At 43.8% G+C, this 18,834-nt stretch carries 15 protein-coding genes and 2 pseudogenes; 8 read left to right on the forward strand and 9 right to left on the reverse strand.

Annotated elements, in window-relative coordinates; genetic code table 11:
• A pseudogene (locus A136_RS22630) lies at positions 1-158 on the forward strand (copper homeostasis protein CutC); the annotation flags it as partial.
• 146 nt (positions 159-304) lie between these two features.
• Positions 305-568 (forward strand): annotated as a pseudogene (locus A136_RS11265) (hypothetical protein); the annotation flags it as partial.
• 9 nt (positions 569-577) lie between these two features.
• Here A136_RS11265 and phoU read toward each other — a convergent pair.
• From phoU to A136_RS11285, 4 genes are all read right to left on the reverse strand, one after another.
• Positions 578-1,276, reverse strand: a complete 699-nt coding sequence (phoU, locus tag A136_RS11270) for a phosphate signaling complex protein PhoU (RefSeq protein WP_009848270.1) — start codon at positions 1,274-1,276, stop codon at positions 578-580.
• Between the two features lie 74 nt (positions 1,277-1,350).
• A complete protein-coding gene (pstB, locus tag A136_RS11275) occupies positions 1,351-2,169 on the reverse strand; it encodes a phosphate ABC transporter ATP-binding protein PstB (protein WP_009848269.1) in 819 nt (272 codons plus the stop codon).
• A complete protein-coding gene (pstA, locus tag A136_RS11280) occupies positions 2,170-3,879 on the reverse strand; it encodes a phosphate ABC transporter permease PstA (protein WP_017062842.1) in 1,710 nt (569 codons plus the stop codon). It abuts the gene before it with no gap.
• A 120-nt stretch (positions 3,880-3,999) separates the two neighbouring features.
• Positions 4,000-6,216, reverse strand: a complete 2,217-nt coding sequence (locus tag A136_RS11285) for an ABC transporter permease subunit (RefSeq protein WP_017062843.1) — start codon at positions 6,214-6,216, stop codon at positions 4,000-4,002.
• A gap of 200 nt (positions 6,217-6,416) precedes the next feature.
• On the opposite strand from A136_RS11285, the gene ppk1 reads away from it, so the two are divergent.
• Together ppk1 and ppx are read left to right on the forward strand one after the other, a co-directional pair.
• Entirely contained in the window at positions 6,417-8,513 is a 2,097-nt protein-coding gene (gene ppk1 / locus A136_RS11290; RefSeq protein WP_017062844.1) for a polyphosphate kinase 1, read from the forward strand.
• Positions 8,504-10,015 carry an exopolyphosphatase gene (ppx, locus tag A136_RS11295; protein WP_017062845.1) on the forward strand — a complete coding sequence of 504 codons (1,512 nt, stop codon included), beginning with the start codon at positions 8,504-8,506 and terminating at the stop codon, positions 10,013-10,015. The genes ppk1 and ppx overlap by 10 nt, the downstream gene beginning before the upstream one ends.
• A 77-nt stretch (positions 10,016-10,092) precedes the next feature.
• On the opposite strand, the gene A136_RS11300 is transcribed toward ppx, so the two are convergent.
• Genes A136_RS11300 through phoB form a run of 3 tightly spaced genes read right to left on the reverse strand, consistent with a single transcriptional unit; the run spans position 10,093 to position 13,088 of the window.
• Positions 10,093-11,070 (reverse strand): PstS family phosphate ABC transporter substrate-binding protein, encoded by a 978-nt coding sequence (locus tag A136_RS11300; RefSeq protein WP_032546748.1) that lies wholly within the window; start codon positions 11,068-11,070, stop codon positions 10,093-10,095.
• Positions 11,067-12,365, reverse strand: coding sequence for a phosphate regulon sensor histidine kinase PhoR (phoR, locus tag A136_RS11305; protein ID WP_017062847.1), 1,299 nt, complete (start codon positions 12,363-12,365; stop codon positions 11,067-11,069). The genes A136_RS11300 and phoR overlap by 4 nt, the downstream gene beginning before the upstream one ends.
• 33 nt (positions 12,366-12,398) lie before the next feature.
• On the reverse strand, positions 12,399-13,088 hold the full coding sequence (gene phoB / locus A136_RS11310) for a phosphate regulon transcriptional regulator PhoB (RefSeq protein WP_004735064.1): 690 nt from the start codon (positions 13,086-13,088) through the stop codon (positions 12,399-12,401).
• Between the two features lie 194 nt (positions 13,089-13,282).
• On the opposite strand from phoB, the gene rdgC reads away from it, so the two are divergent.
• The 3 genes from rdgC (at position 13,283) to A136_RS11325 (ending at position 16,111) form a co-directional block, all read left to right on the forward strand.
• Positions 13,283-14,197: a recombination-associated protein RdgC gene (gene rdgC, locus A136_RS11315; RefSeq protein ID WP_017062534.1), complete on the forward strand. Its 915-nt coding sequence runs from the start codon at positions 13,283-13,285 to the stop codon at positions 14,195-14,197.
• Between the two features lie 206 nt (positions 14,198-14,403).
• Positions 14,404-15,822, forward strand: a complete 1,419-nt coding sequence (gene yegQ, locus A136_RS11320; protein ID WP_017062848.1) for a tRNA 5-hydroxyuridine modification protein YegQ — start codon at positions 14,404-14,406, stop codon at positions 15,820-15,822.
• A 34-nt stretch (positions 15,823-15,856) separates the two neighbouring features.
• Positions 15,857-16,111, forward strand: coding sequence for a YfhL family 4Fe-4S dicluster ferredoxin (locus A136_RS11325; RefSeq protein WP_004735061.1), 255 nt, complete (start codon positions 15,857-15,859; stop codon positions 16,109-16,111).
• Between the two features lie 42 nt (positions 16,112-16,153).
• Here the strand turns inward: A136_RS11325 and A136_RS11330 are convergent, their stop codons facing one another.
• On the reverse strand, positions 16,154-16,462 hold the full coding sequence (locus tag A136_RS11330) for a hypothetical protein (protein ID WP_017062536.1): 309 nt from the start codon (positions 16,460-16,462) through the stop codon (positions 16,154-16,156).
• 271 nt (positions 16,463-16,733) lie between these two features.
• A complete protein-coding gene (mepA, locus tag A136_RS11335; RefSeq protein WP_017062849.1) occupies positions 16,734-17,573 on the reverse strand; it encodes a penicillin-insensitive murein endopeptidase in 840 nt (279 codons plus the stop codon).
• 175 nt (positions 17,574-17,748) lie between these two features.
• On the opposite strand from mepA, the gene A136_RS22250 reads away from it, so the two are divergent.
• Positions 17,749-18,793 (forward strand): IS630 family transposase gene (locus A136_RS22250; RefSeq protein WP_141707900.1). Its coding sequence is split into 2 segments (ribosomal slippage): positions 17,749-18,207 and positions 18,209-18,793, totalling 1,044 coding nucleotides; the frame shifts between segments, so codons are not numbered across the junction.
• Positions 18,794-18,834 lie beyond the last annotated feature (41 nt).

An 18,834-nucleotide genomic window follows, 5' to 3' on the forward strand; every position in this document is an offset into this window, starting at 1 on the left:
AAGTACCTGCTCTTCACCTTTCAGGTAAATCGACAAGGCCGAGTCTAATGGTAAACAACTCAAGTGCTCAAATGGGCAGTGATAATATTGATGATTATCAGATCCCAGTGACAGATGCGAGTAAGATATCTGATGTGAGAGCCGCCCTCACCGCTTAGGGCAATAGTCGCCAGCATAAATCCAGAGAACCTCGCTGACTAATCTAACTGACTGACGTATATTAGATTTAATAGCGCAGAAAATTTTCATGGATAGATATGGCTAAAGACTTATTCAGCTCTCTTGATTTAAACCTGTTACGAAGCAAAACATGTTTGGAAGAAACCAAACCCACGGCTTTCAGGCTGAGATTGGTGTGGCAAGTTATGACGGTACAAAAACGCGCTCAGGCGAAGTAGAAGAGAAAACAACACATGGTATAAGCCTAGGTGGTGCCTACGTTTACCAAGCGACACCAATGCTTGGATTACGTGCTGGTGTTGATATGAATATTTTTGATCACAACAAAACCTTTGTGCCTTACGACACAACGGTCAATTTCAATCTTGGTGCCATTATTAGCTTCTAAAGATAAGCTCTATTTGAGTGCGTCATCAAGGCTTTGATCGCCTAGGTGACGTACATCTTTACCCTTCACAAAGTAAATAATGTATTCGCAGATATTTTGGCAGCGGTCTCCCACTCGCTCAATCGCACGCGCTGACCACATCACCTGCAAAATATTAGGAATGTTCTTAGGGTCTTCCATCATATAGGTCATTAACTGACGAATAACGGCCTCGTACTCCGCATCCAACTTATCATCAAGCTTGTGAACTTCAGCTGCCGCATCAACATCCATACGAGCAAAAGCATCTAATACTTGGTGAAGCATGGTGATAGCCTGACGGCAAAGAGGCTCTAAAGATACGTGGAATTTCTGCTCTTTGGTTGAAGGGATCTCAATAGCACCTTGCGCAATTTTAGAAGCAACATCGCCAATACGTTCCAGATCGGTAATCGTTTTGATGATCGCCATAATCAAACGCAGATCCTTCGCTGTCGGCTGACGCTTTGCAATGATTCGAGTACAAGCCTCATCAATCGACACTTCCATCGCATTCACTTTGTGGTCATCACGAATCACTTTTTTGGCCAATTCAACATCGTCTTTATGAAGCGCCTGCATTGCAAACGAGAGTTGCTGCTCCACTAACCCGCCCATGGTCAATACATGAGTACGGATCGATTCTAACTCGACATTGAATTGCCCTGAAATGTGGCGACCGAAATGCATACTTGCTCCTTGAAAGAAATGAAGAAAGCCATTTTTGTAGAGTGACTTAGCTCTAGATGACACCTTTGGAGAGGTTAGCCATATCTACCAGTAATGTAGTCTTCCGTCTGGTTTTTCAATGGAGACGTAAAAATTGAGTCCGTATCTGAGTACTCGATCAATTTTCCCATATGAATAAAGGCAGTATGGTCACTTACACGCGCGGCTTGTTGCATGTTGTGGGTAACAATCACCACTGTGTATTGCGTTTTGAGATCGTTGATCAACTCTTCAATCGTCAAAGTAGAAATCGGATCGAGTGCCGATGTCGGCTCATCTAACAACAGCACTTCAGGCTCAATCGCAACCGCACGAGCGATAACCAAACGCTGCTGTTGACCGCCAGATAAACCAAAAGCATTCTCATGCAACCGATCTTTCACTTCATCCCATAACGCAGCAGCGCGCAGAGAGCGTTCAACCGCATCATCAAGGTCTCGGCTGTTGCTAACGCCTTGTAGCCTCAAGCCATAAACCACATTCTCATAGATAGATTTAGGAAAAGGGTTTGGACGCTGGAATACCATACCAACACGGCGTCGTAAGGTCGCAACATCCACCTTAGGGTGATAGACGTTCTTGCCATGAAGCTTCACTTTCCCGGAAACCTTACAGCCTTCAACAAGATCGTTCATGCGATTAATGCAGCGCAGCAGAGTCGACTTACCACACCCAGAAGGGCCGATAAACGCCGTCACCTGCCCCTTCGGGATCTGCATCGAGATATCATCAAGTGCTTGGCTCTCTTTATAGTAAAGATTTAGCCCTTCGATCGAGATAGCAATTTGCTCATCCTTCAGATTGTGAACATCAAGTGGTGCTTGGTAACCCAAGGTTTCATTAATCGAGAACATCTAATCTTGTCCTAAGGTTCGGTATTTTTCACGCAAGTTATTACGGATATTGATGGCTGTTAAGTTCAACCCAACAATCACCGTAACCAATAAAAATGAAGTCGCATACACTAAAGGTCGTGCCGCTTCGATATTAGAGGTTTGAAAACCAACATCATAGATATGAAAGCCTAAATGCATGAACTTTCTATCTAAGTGTAAATACGGAAACTGACCATCGACTGGCAAGCTAGATGCCAATTTAACAACACCCACCAGCATAAGTGGTGCAACTTCCCCCGCGGATCTCGCGATTGCCAAAATTAAACCAGTGATAATCGCTGGGCTTGCCATCGGTAAAACAATGCGCCAAAGCGTCTCAAATTGAGTCGCACCAAGCGCTAATGAACCGTGCCTCACTGCACTAGGAATACGCGTTAAGCCCTCTTCCGTGGTTACGATAACGACTGGAAGCGTCAAGACCGCTAAGGTTAGTGCTGACCAAAGTAGACCCGGCGTACCAAATGTCGGTGCTGGCAATCGCTCTGCATAGAACAACGTATCAATCGAGCCACCAATGGTATAGACGAAAAAGCCTAAACCAAAAACGCCATACACAATCGACGGTACACCCGCCAAGTTAATCACGGCGATACGAATTAAACGTGTTAGTGCGTTGTTTTTTGCGTATTCATGAAGATATATCGCAGCGACCACGCCAAGAGGCATCACGACGATCGACATGAGAATAACCAACAGTACTGTACCGAAAATGGCAGGGAATACACCGCCTTCAGAGTTTGAGTCTCGTGGGTTCTCTGATAAGAATTTCCAAACTTGTTTGCCCCAGTGCCCAACCTTTTCTAGGTAAGACATATTATTTGGGTACCAATAATCCAGAATGTGGCTGAGCGAGATCTCGACCAGCTCGCCTGTCATATCCTCAACCAGCAAGCTTTCGACATTAAGTTGCGTTCTAAGGTGCTCAAGCTTAACTTCGGCTTCACCTAACTGGCGGTTTAATTCCAGTTTAGTTTGAGTATAGGTTGTAAGGTATTCATCACTCACTGACTCATTGAGTTCAAGCTTACGCTTTTCTAAGCGCAGGTTTTCCAATTGCCAGCTGATATTACGAATTTCTTGGTTCACGACACGCGACGTTTCTTTACGTAGCGCATCAGCGAACGCCAAGCCTTGTTCGAGCTTTTGGTCTATGTTCGAATCAAAGGTGCCAGAAGCGGTTTTAAAACCCACCGGCTTACCAAAGAAATAACCACCTCGACTTCGTTCAATCACAACCCAATCAAGCGGGGTAGTGGGTTCACGTAAGTTAACATCCAGAATAGAAACAAAGTCCGCAGGGTACAGTTCTCTGTTGGCGACTTTGATACTTAAGCGCTGAATTAGTCCCGTCGACAAATTTTGAGGCGACAAAAGGTCATGGACTTGTGGAACTTGCTCTATCGGGATGTATTTACGTTCATACAACTGGCCAATCAATACATCTTGTTTTGATACGGTTTCGTCCAGATCAACCACTAACGATAGGTCTTTGGAGTCGACTTGCCATTGATACAAAGGAGCAGGCCAGAAATAGGTTAAGCCCTTCCAGCCAATCAACAACATAAGACCAAGAACAGAAAGCATACTGATGCTCACCGCCCCGCCCGTAAGCCAGATCCACGGAGATCCCGATTTAACCCAAGATAATAATGACTTCAATTTGTTCATCATGATCGACCTTGCTGTTGACATGCTGAAACCAAGAAACAGCCAAGTTCGCGAGATACGCTAGCCACGCTAGTCACGCAACGAAAAGCCATTGAGACACATTGAGGTGAACCTTTAAAACTACAGCGCACGATATTTATCTCTCAATCTTTGTCTAACCCACTCTGCGACAGAGTTCACCGCGAACGTGAAAATAAACAGCAAGAGTGCCGCTAAGAACAACAAGCGGAAGTGAGAACCACCCACCTCTGATTCTGGTAGTTCGACAGCAATCGTTGCGGATAGCGTCCTCATCCCTTCCAAAATATTCCAATCGAGAATTGGTGTGTTACCTGTTGCCATCAAGACAATCATGGTTTCGCCAACCGCTCGCCCTAGTCCCATCATGACCGCTGAAAAGATACCTGGGCTAGCCGTCAATAACACCACATAAATAAGGGTCTGCCACGCCGTCGCACCCAACGCTAATGAGCCATCGGATAAATGTTTAGGCACAGAGAAAATAGCGTCTTCGGCGATAGTAAAAATCGTTGGGATGACAGCAAAACCCATAGCAAAACCAACTACCAGCGCATTGCGTTGGTCAAAGTCGATGCCATAACTCGCTAAGAAAGTACGAATATCACCACCAAACAACAAGGCTTCAATGCTGTTTCCACCAGCAAAGACGGCCACCACCGTAATCACCAATACCGGGATCAATATTAAGGCATGCCAACCGTTAGAGAAACGACTCGTCACCATCTTAGGCAAGCAGAACCAAACAAACCCCGTCAACAATGTACTCAACGGTAATAACACCATTAATGAGAAGACGGCCGTTAAATGCGTTTCGACAATTGGAGCAAACCAAAGGCCAGCCAAGAATCCGATGATGACGGTTGGAAGCGCTTCCATCAGTTCTATCGAAGGCTTCACCACTCTTCGCATGCGTGGAGACATGAAGTAAGCGGTGTAAATAGCTCCGAGCACAGCAACCGGCACGGCAAACATCATCGCAAACAGAGCGGCTTTAATAGTACCGAACGTGATAGGTACTAAACTGAATTTCTCTTCAAAGTCATCGTTCGCCGAGGTTGATTGCCAAACGTATTGTGGCTCAGGGTAACTTTCATACCAGACCTTTTGCCAAAGCGATGAGAATGAGATCTGTGGGTATTCATTGTCGACTTTAGCCACACTGATGGTGCCATCAATCAGCGTCGCCAGATGCAGTTCATTGGCAGACATAGCCGCTAATTGTGGTGATTTATCAAATGCACGCTCGAACAGCGACAGCTTTTCACTGGTCGTATAGTGGCTTTGTAATGTGCCGTTCTTATAGAAGCTATAAAAACCCTTTCTATAAGTATCAGGAAGAATAAATTGCACTTGTTCAGCAAGTTGGAAGTCTCGAATATGGGTCAGGCTACGCTTTTCATCTTTGAGTACATCGAACCATTGAGAAACCTGTCCGTCCTCATGCGTAACCAACAACGAGTATGCGCCAGACAATAAATCGATGCTTTTCACGGAATGCTTCGCATCATTTAAGCTAAGATCAATCACTTCACGAACATCAAAACCGTTATCTGATAGTTTCAAAACAACCAAATCCGATTGTGCTCGTAGGTATAAGGTTTGCCCATCAGGTGTGACAAACAGTTGCTGCTGCAAGCCCAACTTATCCGATAGCCATTGGCTCTTCTGAAAAACATACTGACCAGTAAGGTCACTCTGATACCACTTAACCAAGACTCGTTGGTCACTTAACTGCGCGGCAACCGTAATCCCACGTCCATTCTTAGAGAACGCGAATTTGTCGATCGTCGCCCCATTTGAGGGTTCATCATTTAAAAATGGTTCTGGGAGATCGATTTGCTCAATTTTAGGATCGGCTTCACTGCCCTTTTGCAGCACAGGCGCACTATACTCAGGATAGAAAAAAGTAAGGTTGCTTGCACTATCGGCAAAGGCAAACCAGTTTTCTGATGGGGTATTTCGAGAGAAGGCAACAGGATTGGCTAAAACATTTCGCTCAAAGTAAGAGTGTGTATTTTGAGACTCTAAATCCCAAAACTGCACCAAGCCAGATTTTTCGATAGTAAATGCATGCTGACCGTATTCATCAACAGATAAGGCGATAGGCTTTTCTACAGCAACGGTCTTTACGGCTTGGTCTGTCTCTAAGCCAGTATCAGAAAACACCGGTAAAATGACCATCGCCAAGTAAACAAAGATCAATACTAGAGCGGCTAGAACACTGACGGCACCGCATGTCACTGAAAAACGGACGAGACGATCTTTCAACCATCTTTTTTTGTCACGCTCTTTCAATGAAAATTGGGCTGAAGCCATCTGTTTATCTACCTTTTTTTAGCTACTGACATAATATGTACGTTAGATGACAATTATATTACAAGTTACGTTAAACAACTGAAACTAATAACAAGTTTGTTGACCATATTTCTTAAAGTAAGATCATAGATTTTGTGAATTTTGTCATTCTAAATTAAAGTAATCAGCTCTATAGCCAGCACTCAAGGATTATCATCTCGATGGAAAAAGACTATGTCACAAAAGAACTTAGCTGGTTATCCTTCAACGAAAGAGTGCTCCAAGAAGCGGCAGATAAGTCAGTCCCCTTAATCGAAAGAGTTCGTTTTTTAGGTATTTACTCGAAAAACCTCGATGAGTTTTACAAAGTCCGATTTGCTGACGTGAAACGAAAGATCTTACTTCAAGATCCACAGCTAACCTCCAACTCGCCGAAAAGCCTACTGACTAAAATGCAGAGCAAAGCAAGCAAGCTCGATGCTCAATTCCATGAACTGTATAACGACTTGCTATTGGAATTGGTACGCAATCGTATTTTTCTGGTCAACGAACAACAAATCAGCGAAGAACAAAGTGGCTGGATAAAAAAGTACTTTAAGAAAAAAGTGCTGCCACACTTAACTCCGATTCTCTTGAACGAAGATCGCCAGTTGCTCAATATTATGAAAGACGAGCAAAGTTACTTAGCCATCGACATCGAGCGTGAGGCATCTTCTCAATATGTCTTACTCGAAATCCCATCAGAAGCACTCCCTCGATTTGTTAAGTTACCAGACACCTCAGGTTCTCAGCGTACTACTTTGATCTTATTAGATAATATAGTTCGATTTTGTTTGGATGACTTACTTAAAGGGTTCTTTGAGTATGACTCCGTGCGTTGCTTTGCTATAAAAATGACTCGTGACGCCGATTATGACCTTCAAGAGAACAATGAAAGCAGCCTATTAGAATCGATGTCTTTAGGTTTAGAACAGCGCTTAACGGCACTACCGATACGCCTTATCTATGAGTCAGAAATGCCAGCTGAAATGCTCAGTTTCTTACAAGTCAGACTAAAACTATCTGACTACGACAGTGTTATCGCCGGAGGTCGCTACCACAACTTCAAACATTTCTCTGAGTTCCCAAGCCTTAACCGACGTGATTTAGTTAATCGCCCTTTACCCGCGATTAAGTGCGCGCATTTTAGCCACCATCCAAACTATTTTGAAGCGATCAAAGCTCGTGACATCTTGTTGCATTACCCTTATCACACCTTTAATCACATCACTGAACTGGTTAGGCAGGCTTCCTTTGACCCGAAAGTAACCTCCATAAAAATAAACGTTTACCGTGTTGCAGAAGGCTCCAAACTCCTTAGCTCAATCATCGATGCGGCACACAATGGAAAAAAGGTCACAGTGGTTGTCGAGCTGCAAGCTCGCTTTGATGAACAAGCCAATATTCAGTGGACAAAGAAACTTCAAGAAGCCGGTATAAAAGTCATCCATGGCATCCCAAGTTTGAAAGTCCACTCCAAACTGCTGCTCATTAAACGGAAAGAAGGCAAGCATACGGCGCATTACGCCCATATTGGCACCGGTAACTTTCATGAAGTAACAGCACGCGTGTATACCGATTTTTCTCTGCTCACTGCGAATGAAGATTTGACCCAAGAGGTGAGACAAGTCTTTAAATATATTGAAAACCCTTATCAAAAATCACAGTTCAAACAACTGATTGTGTCACCGAAGAATACTAGAAAACGTCTGTACCAATTGATAGATAATGAAATACAAAACGCGATAGAAGGTAAACCTGCAAGCATCACTCTAAAACTCAACAACTTGGTCGATCGAGAGATCATTGAAAAGCTCTATCAGGCTAGCCAAGCCAATGTAAAAGTGAGAATGGTCATTCGCGGCATGTGCTCTCTTGTCCCTGGCATACCCAACATCAGTGATCATATTGAGATAGTCAGTGTGGTCGATCGTTTCCTCGAACATCCGAGAGTGATGATATTTGGTAACGCTGGAAAGCCGAAGGTCTATATATCTTCCGCTGACTGGATGACACGAAATTTTGATCACCGCATCGAAGTTGCAGCTCCAATTTTAGATCCAAAGATCAAGCAAACCATTATCGATATCACCGAGTTTCATTTCGATGACAGCAACAAAGCTCGAGTGCTAGACCAAGCGATGAGCAACTCTTACACACAACCACCAGCAAACCTACTTGATTACCCGACGTCACAACTCTCCACTTACCACTATATTAAACGTATGGAGAAACTTGCTCGCAAGAAGTACAAACAAGAGAAGAAATCATGCCGCTAATTGATAACAAAAATTCTCGATGTATTGCCGCTATCGACTTGGGTTCGAACAGCTTTCACATGGTGGTTGCCCGAGTATTCGATCAACACCTGCAATTAGTCAGCAGACACAAACAGAAAGTGAGATTAGGTGATGGATTGGATGAACGTAACGTCCTATCTGAAAGCGCTATCGAGCGAGGCCTAGAATGCCTCAAGGTGTTCGCAGAACGACTGGCGGATTTTGAGCTTGATGATGTCAGAGTTGTTGCGACTCATACCCTAAGAAAAGCCAAAAACGCTAAAGACTTCTTAGAGCAAGCCAAGCCACTGTTTCCTTTTCCAATAGAGATCATTTCCGGTCAAGAAGAAGCTCGAATAATCTATAACGGAGCAGAACACACTCAAACCGCTTCTGAATCTAAGTTGGTTATTGATATCGGTGGAGGGAGTACGGAACTCGTCGCCGGACAAGGCTTTACTCCTCTAATTATGCGCAGTTTACCGATGGGATGCGTCAACTTCACTCAACGTTTCTTTGCTGACGAAGGGCTAACTTCACGACACTTCTCAGATGCTTATACCGCAGCTACTCGTCTATTGATGCCATTGATTGAAGAATACACAAAAACCCCTTGGGAAATCGCTTTTGGCTCATCTGGTACCACGAAATCAATAAAAGAAGTACTCATTGGCTTAGGGTTCACCGATGGTCTCATTACGCCCCAACGCCTGTCCTATTTAAAGAATCACTTATGTGAGTTTTCATCATCCAACACCGTAAATCTTTCAGGCTTAAGTGATGAGAGAAAGCCTGTGTTTGCTGCAGGCGTCACCATTCTTTCAGCAGCAATGGATACGCTAGACATCAAGGAGTTACATTTTTCTGATGGTTCCCTGAGAGAAGGCGTTCTTTATGACATGGAGGATAGGTTTAAAGATATTGATATTCGAACAAGAACTGCCGAAACGCTCGTCTCTCGATACCATGTAGACGTAACTCATGGCGAGAAAGTGAAAGTGCTCGCTCTTTCATTGCTGAAACAAGTACAGCCTCAAGTGACAACTGCGGTCACTAATGAGCTGTATGATCTGCTTGGTTGGGCTGCAGTACTTCATGAGGTAGGACAAAGCATTGCATTCCAAGGCTATCACCGCCATTCGGCTTATCTGCTTAAGCATACGACAATGCCAGGCTTTAATACTGAGCAACAACGCCTTATATCAGCATTGGTTCGCTATCAAAGAAAAGCGCTCAAACTACAAGATTTGCCGGAACTTTCTCTGTTTACTCAGCAACAAGTCACCCTGCTGATTCGTATATTGAGACTCGCTATCTTACTCAACCGTCAGCGAAATCAAGCACTGGCCCCAGACGTGACTCTAACGATTGAACAACAGGATAACTGGGAATTGAAAGGAACTAACAGCGATTGGTTGGCCCAAAACCAACTGCTTGATTATGAGATCAGAGAAGAGCAACAACGTTGGCAAAATGCAGGATGGTCGTTAAAGCTAAAATAACGAACAGTCAAAATTAAAACAGCCTGCGACGCGCAAGCTGTTCATACGTTTCTTATCTAAGTTTATCGCAGCCTGAATTAGAGCCCGACTTTTGCCAACTCTTGCTCTGCGAACTCAGACGGTATTGCTAAATAGCCATCTTTCTCTACAAGTTCTTGTCCCTGCTTTGAGAATACAAAAGTAAGGAACTCTCTCTCAACCGGAGAAAGTGGTTTATCCGGATGCTTATTCACATACACATAGAGAAAACGAGATAGAGGGTAATCACCACTCAAGATATTCTCACGCGTAGGCTCAACATAATTAGAGCCGTGCTCTGCAATAGGAATCAGCTTAACACCTGCTACGCGGTAGCCAATGCCCGAGTAGCCAATCCCACTGATGGATGAAGCGACCGACTGAACGACTGAAGCCGAACCAGGTTGCTCATTCACTCGGTTTTTAAAGTCACCGCCGCACAGTGCATTCTGTTTGAAGTATCCATAAGTCCCCGATACAGAATTACGACCAAACAGTTGGAATCGATGTTTTGCCCACGGTTGGTCAATGCCCAAATCTTGCCAATTATTTAGCGGCTTAGTCGCTCCGCAACGCAATGTCTCTGAGAATATACTGTCAATCTGGTGAAAGTTGAGCCCTTCAATAGGGTTATCACGATGCACAAAAAGTCCAATCGCATCGATAGCGACTCTCAGTGCTGTCGGCTTATAGCCATGCTCTCTTTCAAACGCTTCGACTTCTCGTAGGCGCATTGGACGACTCATTGGTCCAAGGTGAGCAGTGCCTTCCGTTAAAGCAGGAGGGGCAGTAGAAGAACCAGAAGCTTGAACTTGAGCGTTCACATTCGGGTAGTAAGACTTGAACTCTTCCATCCATAATGTCGTCATACCCGCCAAGGTATCCGAACCAACAGACAATAGGCTCCCTGAAATACCCGGCACCTTAGCGTAATCAGGAAGTGAGTCGACACCCTGATCGGCATGAACTGGGTTAACCAAAGCAAATGTTAACAATAAGCTTACGGGTAAACGCATCCTGCGTGTCACACAACTCATGACACTGTCAGTCGATTTGGCAATGTAAAATGGAATCGACTACCGACACCTACTTCACTTTGAATTTCTAAATGTGAGTCATGATGACTAAGCGCATGTTTCACAATCGCCAATCCAAGACCACTACCACCTGTATCACGTGAGCGTGCTTTATCTACACGATAGAAACGCTCTGTGAGTCGATGTAAGTGTTGTGGCTCGATACCGTCTCCGGTGTCTGATACATCCAAACAAGCACCTTGACTGGTCTGGTACCAACGTACCTTAACCGTCGCGCCCGGTGGTGTGTATTTCACTGCGTTGTAAACCAGATTCGATATAGCACTTCTCAATTGATCTTCATCAGCAAGAACGCGTAGGCTCTTATCGATATCAAACTCAAGCTTATGCTCTCGATCACCACTTAGGCTTGCCGCTTCTTTCTCAAGAACCTCAAGCATCGCCGGAACGTTCACCACTTCATCGAGCTCATGCATTGGCGCCGCTTCAATTTTCGAAAGCGTGAGTAGTTGATTAACCAAACTGTTCATTCGATTGAGCTGCTCAGTCATTACGCCATGCGCCTTGGTCCACATTGGGCCAACGATCATGTCTGGATCTTCGGTCATTTCAAGGTAACCTTGAAGGACGGTCATCGGCGTACGCAATTCATGAGAAACGTTAGCGAAGAAGTTACGGCGCATGCCTTCTAACTGCTTAAGCTGGGTCACATCACGTACCACCATCAGGTGTTCACCCTCGGTATACGGCACAATACGCAGCTCAAGCATACGTTCCACATTCAATGGAGAAGGCATCTCTAATGGCTCAGAGAAATCTTGCTTATTAAGGTACTTAATAAAATCTGGAGTACGAATCAAATTCGAGATCGGTTGACCTGAATCATCTGGCCAACGAAAGCCCAGCAAATACTGAGCTAGCTTGTTACACCAAACGATATTGCCTTCACCGCGAAATACCACAACGGCATCGGGAAGCGATTCTGCACCGTTACGGAAACGGCGGATAAGGTTAGTCAGTTCTTTGCGTTTGCGACGCTGTCTCTGCTGCATACGATAAATACCGTTAAACAGAGATTCCCAGTTCCCAGAGCCTGAAGGTGGAGTTAGACGCTTCTCATCCCACAGCCATGCGGACAAACGCATTTGGTTGTGTAGATGCCAGCCGAGCTGCAATACCGTAGCAGCCAGCAGCAACCAAGGTAGGTAACCGAATATCCATCCGACTAAAACCCATGGTGCGTAAAAAAAAGCCAGCTCCCAAGCCAGCTTTTTCCAGGTTAACTTTTCAACCATTCAGGACTCCGTAAACTGGGCAGCGAAGCCACATTAAGCCTTTGTAGAAAAACGGTAGCCAGCGCCACGAACCGTTTGGATTAGCTTATCGTGACCTGCAGACTCAAGCGCTTTACGCAGGCGTCGAATATGTACATCAACCGTTCGGTCTTCAACGTAAACATTGGTACCCCAAACGTTGTTAAGCAGCTGCTCTCGGCTGTACACACGCTCTTGGTGAGTCATAAAGAAATGCAGCATTTTGAACTCTGTTGGTCCCATATCAACTGGACCTTCGCTTGCGGTAACGCGGTGAGATACTGGGTCTAGCTTAAGACCTTGTACATCAATCACATCTTCTAGTGCAGTAGGCGTTACACGGCGGATAACCGCTTTCAGGCGAGCAACGAGCTCTTTGGGTGAAAATGGCTTGGTGATGTAATCATCAGCACCCACTTCTAAACCACGCACCTTATCTTCTTCTTCTCCACGAGCCGTTAGCATCACCACTGGGATGTTGCGAGTTAACTCTTCACGCTTCATGTGCTTGATAAAGTTTATCCCGCTACCACCAGGTAGCATCCAATCTAGTAATACTAGATCTGGGAAAGGTTCACATAGCTTGTTTACCGCTGTATCGTAATCTTCAGCCTCTACTGCTTGGTAGCCTTTTTGTTCAAGCACGAAGCACAGCATCTCACGAATAGGTGCTTCATCTTCAACGACCAGAATCCTTCTCGACATAATTGAATAGCCTTTGTATTTAATCAACGCATTGCATTATCTGAGTTAATTATGACACTTTTGTGACCTTTGAAAACAAATTTTCATATAACTGTCTCAAACATTTCACTTTATAACTTTTGATACAGAGCTAGGGACAAATCGAATTAGATCTCATATCATGAAGCACTTCTAAAAAGGTATGAGAAAAATTTATGTGGTTTAAAAATTGCCTAGTCTATCGCTTCAACCGTGATATTGATTTCAACGCAGATCAGCTAGAGAAACAACTTGAAGAATTCCGCTTTACTCCTTGTGGTAGCCAAGACAAACAGAAGTTTGGTTGGGTACACGCAATGGGTAGACATGGCGATATGATGACGCACGTATCAGAAAACCGCATTCTTATCTGTGCAAAGAAAGAAGAGAAAATGCTACCCGCTTCTGTGATCAAAGAATCATTGAACGCAAAAGTAGAAACGCTTGAGGCAGAGTCTGGTACCCCTCTGAAAAAGAAAGAGAAAGACAGCCTAAAAGAAGACATCATCATTGATCTACTTCCTCGAGCATTCAGCCGCAGCAACTTCACTTACGCGCTGATCATGCCAAAAGAAGGTTTCATTGTGGTTGATGCGAGCAGCTACAAAAAAGCAGAAGATGTATTAGCATTGCTACGTAAGACAATGGGTAGCCTGCCAGTAGTGCCAGCTATCCCAGAGCAAGCGATCGAAACGACTCTTACAGAATGGGTGAAATCAGGTGATACGCCACAAGGCATCACTATGCTTGATGAAGCAGAACTAAAATCTATTCAAGAAGACGGCGGTATTGTTCGAGTTAAGAAACAAGAACTAGAAGCTGATGAGATTAAAAACCACATCGAAGCCAATAAGATGGTGACGAAACTTCTTATCAACTGGCAAGACCGTATTGAATTCATTCTTGCAGAAGATGGCAGCATCAAACGCCTAAAATTCAGTGATGAGCTCAAAGACGAAAACGACGATATTCCTCGTGAAGATCAAGCTGCGCGTTTTGATGCGGACTTCTCTCTACTTTGTGGTGAGTTCAGTGTTTTCCTTCCAAACCTATTTGAATCATTAGGCGGGTTAACTCAACCTAACGCTTAATCAGTCAAACTATAGGCTCAGGTGCTAACGGTATCTGAGCTTATTTCTCACTAAGTTCTCACTTATATCTGCCTCTAGACCCTCTTGTTAATGTCATTGCTATCTTTAGGGCTATCAACCAAACTCATTTTAGCGTAAAATTTGCGCCCCTTTGATATCACTTGGTGGTATCAACCTGACTTGAGATCAGATTAGAGAACGAAGCAATGACTACACAAAAACCATTTGTACCTGAACTATTATCACCGGCAGGAAGCCTCAAAAACATGCGTTACGCATTCGCCTACGGCGCAGATGCAGTATACGCAGGCCAGCCTCGTTACAGCCTTCGTGTTCGTAACAACGAGTTCAATCACGAAAACCTACAAATCGGTATCGATGAAGCTCATGCTCAAGGCAAAAAGTTATATGTTGTATGTAACATTCAGCCGCACAACTCTAAATTAAAAACATTCATTCGCGACCTCAAACCAGTTGTAGACATGGGCCCTGACGCGCTTATCATGTCAGATCCTGGTCTTATCATGATGGTTCGTGAAGCATTCCCTGAAATGCCAATCCATCTTTCTGTTCAAGCAAACGCAGTAAACTGGGCGACCGTTAAGTTCTGGTCAACTCAAGGCGTTGAGCGTGTGATTTTATCTCGTGAGCTATCGCTTGAAGAGATCGAAGAGATTCGCGAACACTGCCCAGAAACAGAGCTAGAGATCTTTGTTCACGGAGCTCTTTGCATGGCTTACTCAGGCCGTTGTCTGCTTTCTGGTTACATGAACAAGCGCGATCCAAACCAAGGTACTTGCACCAACGCTTGCCGCTGGGAATACAAAACAGAAGCAGCGAAAGAAGACGAAAACGGTCAGATCGTTGAAGCAAACCCTACTGGTGTTGCTATTCAAGAAGTAGAAACGCAAGACATTGAAGTTCAAGATGAGCGTCCAGACAACACACTAGGCCTTGGTAAACCAACAGACGAAGTGGTTCTGCTTTCTGAATCACACAAGCCAGAAGAGAAAATGGCAGCGTTTGAAGATGAGCATGGTACTTACATCATGAACTCAAAAGACCTTCGTGCAATCCAACACGTTGAGCGCCTAACGAAGATGGGTGTTCACTCTCTGAAGATTGAAGGTCGTACTAAGTCTTTCTACTACTGTGCACGTACTGCTCAGGTTTACCGTAAAGCTATTGACGATGCAGTGGCAGGCAAACCATTCGATGAAAGCCTAATGGGTACACTAGAGAGCCTAGCTCACCGTGGTTACACTGAAGGCTTCTTACGTCGCCATACACACGATACATACCAAAACTACGAGTACGGTTACTCTATCTCTGACACTCAACAGTTTGTTGGTGAGTTCACAGGTAAGCGCCGTGGTGACCTAGCGGAAGTAGAAGTGAAGAACAAGTTCCTAGTAGGCGACAGCTTAGAAATGATGACACCGAAAGGTAACGTTGTTTTCAAACTAGAAGTTATGGAAAACCGCAAATCTGAAGCGGTCGACGATGCGAAAGGTAACGGTCACTTTGTATTTATTCCTGTACCAGCAGATCTAGATCTAGAGTACGGCTTGCTGATGCGTAACTTGAGCGAAGGCCAAGATACACGTAACGCATCAGGCAAATAATTTTTACTTAAGCGACTTACTTGAGAAGAAAATAATGGCTCTGTTAATTACTGACAAGTGCATAAACTGCGATATGTGTGATCCTGAATGCCCAAATGGTGCAATCACTATGGGCGACAGCATCTTCGAGATCGATCCTGATTTATGTACAGAGTGTAAAGGTCACTATGAAAAGCCAACATGCCAGTCAGTGTGTCCGATTACAAAATGCATCATCACTGACCCAAACCATATTGAAACTGATGACGAGCTACTTGAGAAGTTTGTTATCATTCAAGGCTTGACCTAAAAGAAGAAAGGTTCAACTTAACCATAAGTTGAACCTTTTTTTTCATCCTGATTTTCCGATTGGATAAATATTGCAGAAGAGCTCTTTTTCAAATTGATATTCGAGTCGTTCTCGCCAGTTTATTGATTGAGCTATAGGAACAAGATAAAAGTTTTCCCTGCTGGTATCGGTCACAAATGCCATTCCATACTGCATCAATTCATAGTGAACATCATTTACGAAACTAGGGTCTAAACGTTGTCTGCCTGTTAGCTGATTGATGTCATCTCTTGAAATTGAAATACCCGAGCTTTCAGCGTTGAACCTATGTCTTAACCATTCTGAAAATTCCTTCGCACAAATCATAGTCATAGTCTTATCCTTGAATTATCTACGACGGGTATCAGACTCTGATTTCGCATACTGCATATAAGCCGCATCTTTCACCCCAAAACACTCAATCCCTGACCAAACCTTGTCAAATTCGCCATCGCCCTTGCTGATACCGTTATTGCTTTTATTAATATCAAACGATGTTCTTAATCTCGTGTTTATAAACTCTAGACAAAAGTGTGATATTTCTCCATTTTAGAGTCGAAAAAACCAGTGGCAGTACCACTGTAAAAAGCCTCGATGAACAGGATTACTTATTCGATATCAAGGCCAAACACTGACTTGGCATCACTTTAACTTTTTTCTTTTTCTTAGTTTTCGCTACTTTTTTAGGAGGTGGAACTGGAACAGTCTTTGGAGCCCAACTTGCAAGTTCATCTCCACAACCGTCACCTTTAGGAGGGCTCGCTTGAGCTATGCAGTTTGAACTGCCTTCAGGACACTTTAAACGAACGTGGAAGTGGGAGTGGTGTCCCCACCAAGGTCTTATTTTGCCTAACCAAGCTCTATCATTAGCGTCAGAGTTTTCTTGTTCACAAAGGGTTTGCTTGATCACTGGATGAACAAAAATACGCACCACTTTTTCATCTTTCGCCGCATAACGAATAACTTGAAAATGATCATCGGTCCAATTCGATTCACGCAATTTGTAGTTGGTAAGATCCACAACGCTCACAGGTTTAGGCACAGCTAATTCGTTCTCTGACAACCTCTTACTGGTTAACCTTAGCCATATATCAATATCTAACCCTGTTTGATGACTTGAATGACCTGAAGAAAAGCGCCCTCCTCTGGGAAGAGAAATATCACCGATCAATAAATTAGTATTGAGCTTCTCGCTGGTCGTGACTCCTAACCTCTCAATAAACTTTATAGCTTCTGTATGGCCATAGTAGCGCTCTCTTTGAGGGCGAATGATCTGATACCCCAAACCATTAATAGGCAAAGCCTGCGCGCCGTCTAGACAGCCATTGGCATAACTGCCAATAGATGATGTTGAGTTGACTGTCGGGCTCTTTGCCTTTTCCCAAGGCGTTGCTATGGCTACGAATGAACATAACACAGTAACCACAGCGCAAAGTAACCTCATAACGATCCTAAATGATTTGTCTTTAGTATTTATACTAGCTGTCATTGAGGAATAGGGGCATATAAGTAATAAGTTTTTCGGAGCATTAAATGAAAATAACAAACAACACGTCTTATACCAATTAAAGTAAAAATGTGATCTAATTAAGATTGATGAATTATTGTGAAATTTAGCCATGGATAGCCTTAATAACACTGACTTCAAAAAGCTTGCGAGCCAGCAAAAAACCATTCAGATGAAGATGCGTTTACTTGCGCTCGCACACTTTAAAGACGGCCTCTCTCGTACACAAATTGCAAAATCTCTCAAAGTCAGTCGAACCAGTGTCAATAAATGGGTTCGGATTTTTTTTGAAGAAGGCCTAGAAGGACTTCAAGAAAAACCTCGGACTGGTAGGCCTGCATACCTCACCGATGAGCAGCGGGCTCAACTCAGTGCCTTCATAAAAAAAGAAGCTGAATCACCTTCTGGTGGCCGCCTTGTTGGAAGCGATATACATGACTACATCGTTAAACACTTTGACAAGCACTACCACCCTAATTCCATCTATTATCTCCTCGACCACATGGGTTTTTCTTGGATAACTTCTCGTTCCAAACACCCTAAACAATCACAGCAAATACAAGACGATTTTAAAAAAATTCCAAATCGAAACGATCCTTAAGATCCCCGGCCATATTGGGCTAGAGAGTGTTGATGTCTGGTTTCAAGACGAAGCTAGGTTTGGTCAGCAGAACACAACAACACGTCTTTGGGCTACTCGTGGAACGAGACCTCGCGTAGTAAAACAGCAGCAATTTGAATACGCTTATTTGTTTGGCTCAGTGTGCCCATCGAGAGGGATTGGTGAGGCAATGGTCGTCCCTTGGGTTAACAAAGACATCATGATAAACCATCTAGAGCAGATATCTAAAGTCACAGAAAAAGACCGTCATTCAGTGGTAATAATGGATGGCGCAGGATGGCATACCGATGATATTGCTAACCCATTTGATAATGTCAGTATTATCAAATTGCCGCCATACTCACCAGAGCTTAACCCTATAGAGCAAGTGTGGAGTTGGTTAAGGCAACACTATCTAGCAAACCAAAACTTCATTGATTATAACGATATTGTTTCGAAGGTCTGTAGCGCTTGGAATGGATTTCTTGAGTGCAAAGATCGCGTCACAAAAATGTGTACAAGAGATTGGATTGACCTGATCAGTTATACCAATTAAAGTAAAAATGTGATCTAATTAAGATTGATGAATTATTGTGA

Source organism: Vibrio crassostreae 9ZC13 (assembly GCF_000272045.2).
In the GTDB taxonomy this organism is placed as follows: domain Bacteria; phylum Pseudomonadota; class Gammaproteobacteria; order Enterobacterales; family Vibrionaceae; genus Vibrio; species Vibrio crassostreae_C.

Excerpts from the sequence above, each read along its gene's own strand:
- phoU (WP_009848270.1), bottom strand. The coding sequence starts at position 1,276 with ATGCATTTCGGTCGCCACATTTCAGGGCAATTCAATGTCGAGTTAGAA.
- pstB (WP_009848269.1), bottom strand. The coding sequence starts at position 2,169 with ATGTTCTCGATTAATGAAACCTTGGGTTACCAAGCACCACTTGATGTT.
- pstA (WP_017062842.1), bottom strand. The coding sequence starts at position 3,879 with ATGAACAAATTGAAGTCATTATTATCTTGGGTTAAATCGGGATCTCCG.
- A136_RS11285 (WP_017062843.1), bottom strand. The coding sequence starts at position 6,216 with ATGGCTTCAGCCCAATTTTCATTGAAAGAGCGTGACAAAAAAAGATGG.
- ppk1 (WP_017062844.1), top strand. The coding sequence starts at position 6,417 with ATGGAAAAAGACTATGTCACAAAAGAACTTAGCTGGTTATCCTTCAAC.
- ppx (WP_017062845.1), top strand. The coding sequence starts at position 8,504 with ATGCCGCTAATTGATAACAAAAATTCTCGATGTATTGCCGCTATCGAC.
- A136_RS11300 (WP_032546748.1), bottom strand. The coding sequence starts at position 11,070 with ATGAGTTGTGTGACACGCAGGATGCGTTTACCCGTAAGCTTATTGTTA.
- phoR (WP_017062847.1), bottom strand. The coding sequence starts at position 12,365 with ATGGTTGAAAAGTTAACCTGGAAAAAGCTGGCTTGGGAGCTGGCTTTT.
- phoB (WP_004735064.1), bottom strand. The coding sequence starts at position 13,088 with ATGTCGAGAAGGATTCTGGTCGTTGAAGATGAAGCACCTATTCGTGAG.
- rdgC (WP_017062534.1), top strand. The coding sequence starts at position 13,283 with ATGTGGTTTAAAAATTGCCTAGTCTATCGCTTCAACCGTGATATTGAT.
- yegQ (WP_017062848.1), top strand. The coding sequence starts at position 14,404 with ATGACTACACAAAAACCATTTGTACCTGAACTATTATCACCGGCAGGA.
- A136_RS11325 (WP_004735061.1), top strand. The coding sequence starts at position 15,857 with ATGGCTCTGTTAATTACTGACAAGTGCATAAACTGCGATATGTGTGAT.
- A136_RS11330 (WP_017062536.1), bottom strand. The coding sequence starts at position 16,462 with ATGACTATGATTTGTGCGAAGGAATTTTCAGAATGGTTAAGACATAGG.
- mepA (WP_017062849.1), bottom strand. The coding sequence starts at position 17,573 with ATGAGGTTACTTTGCGCTGTGGTTACTGTGTTATGTTCATTCGTAGCC.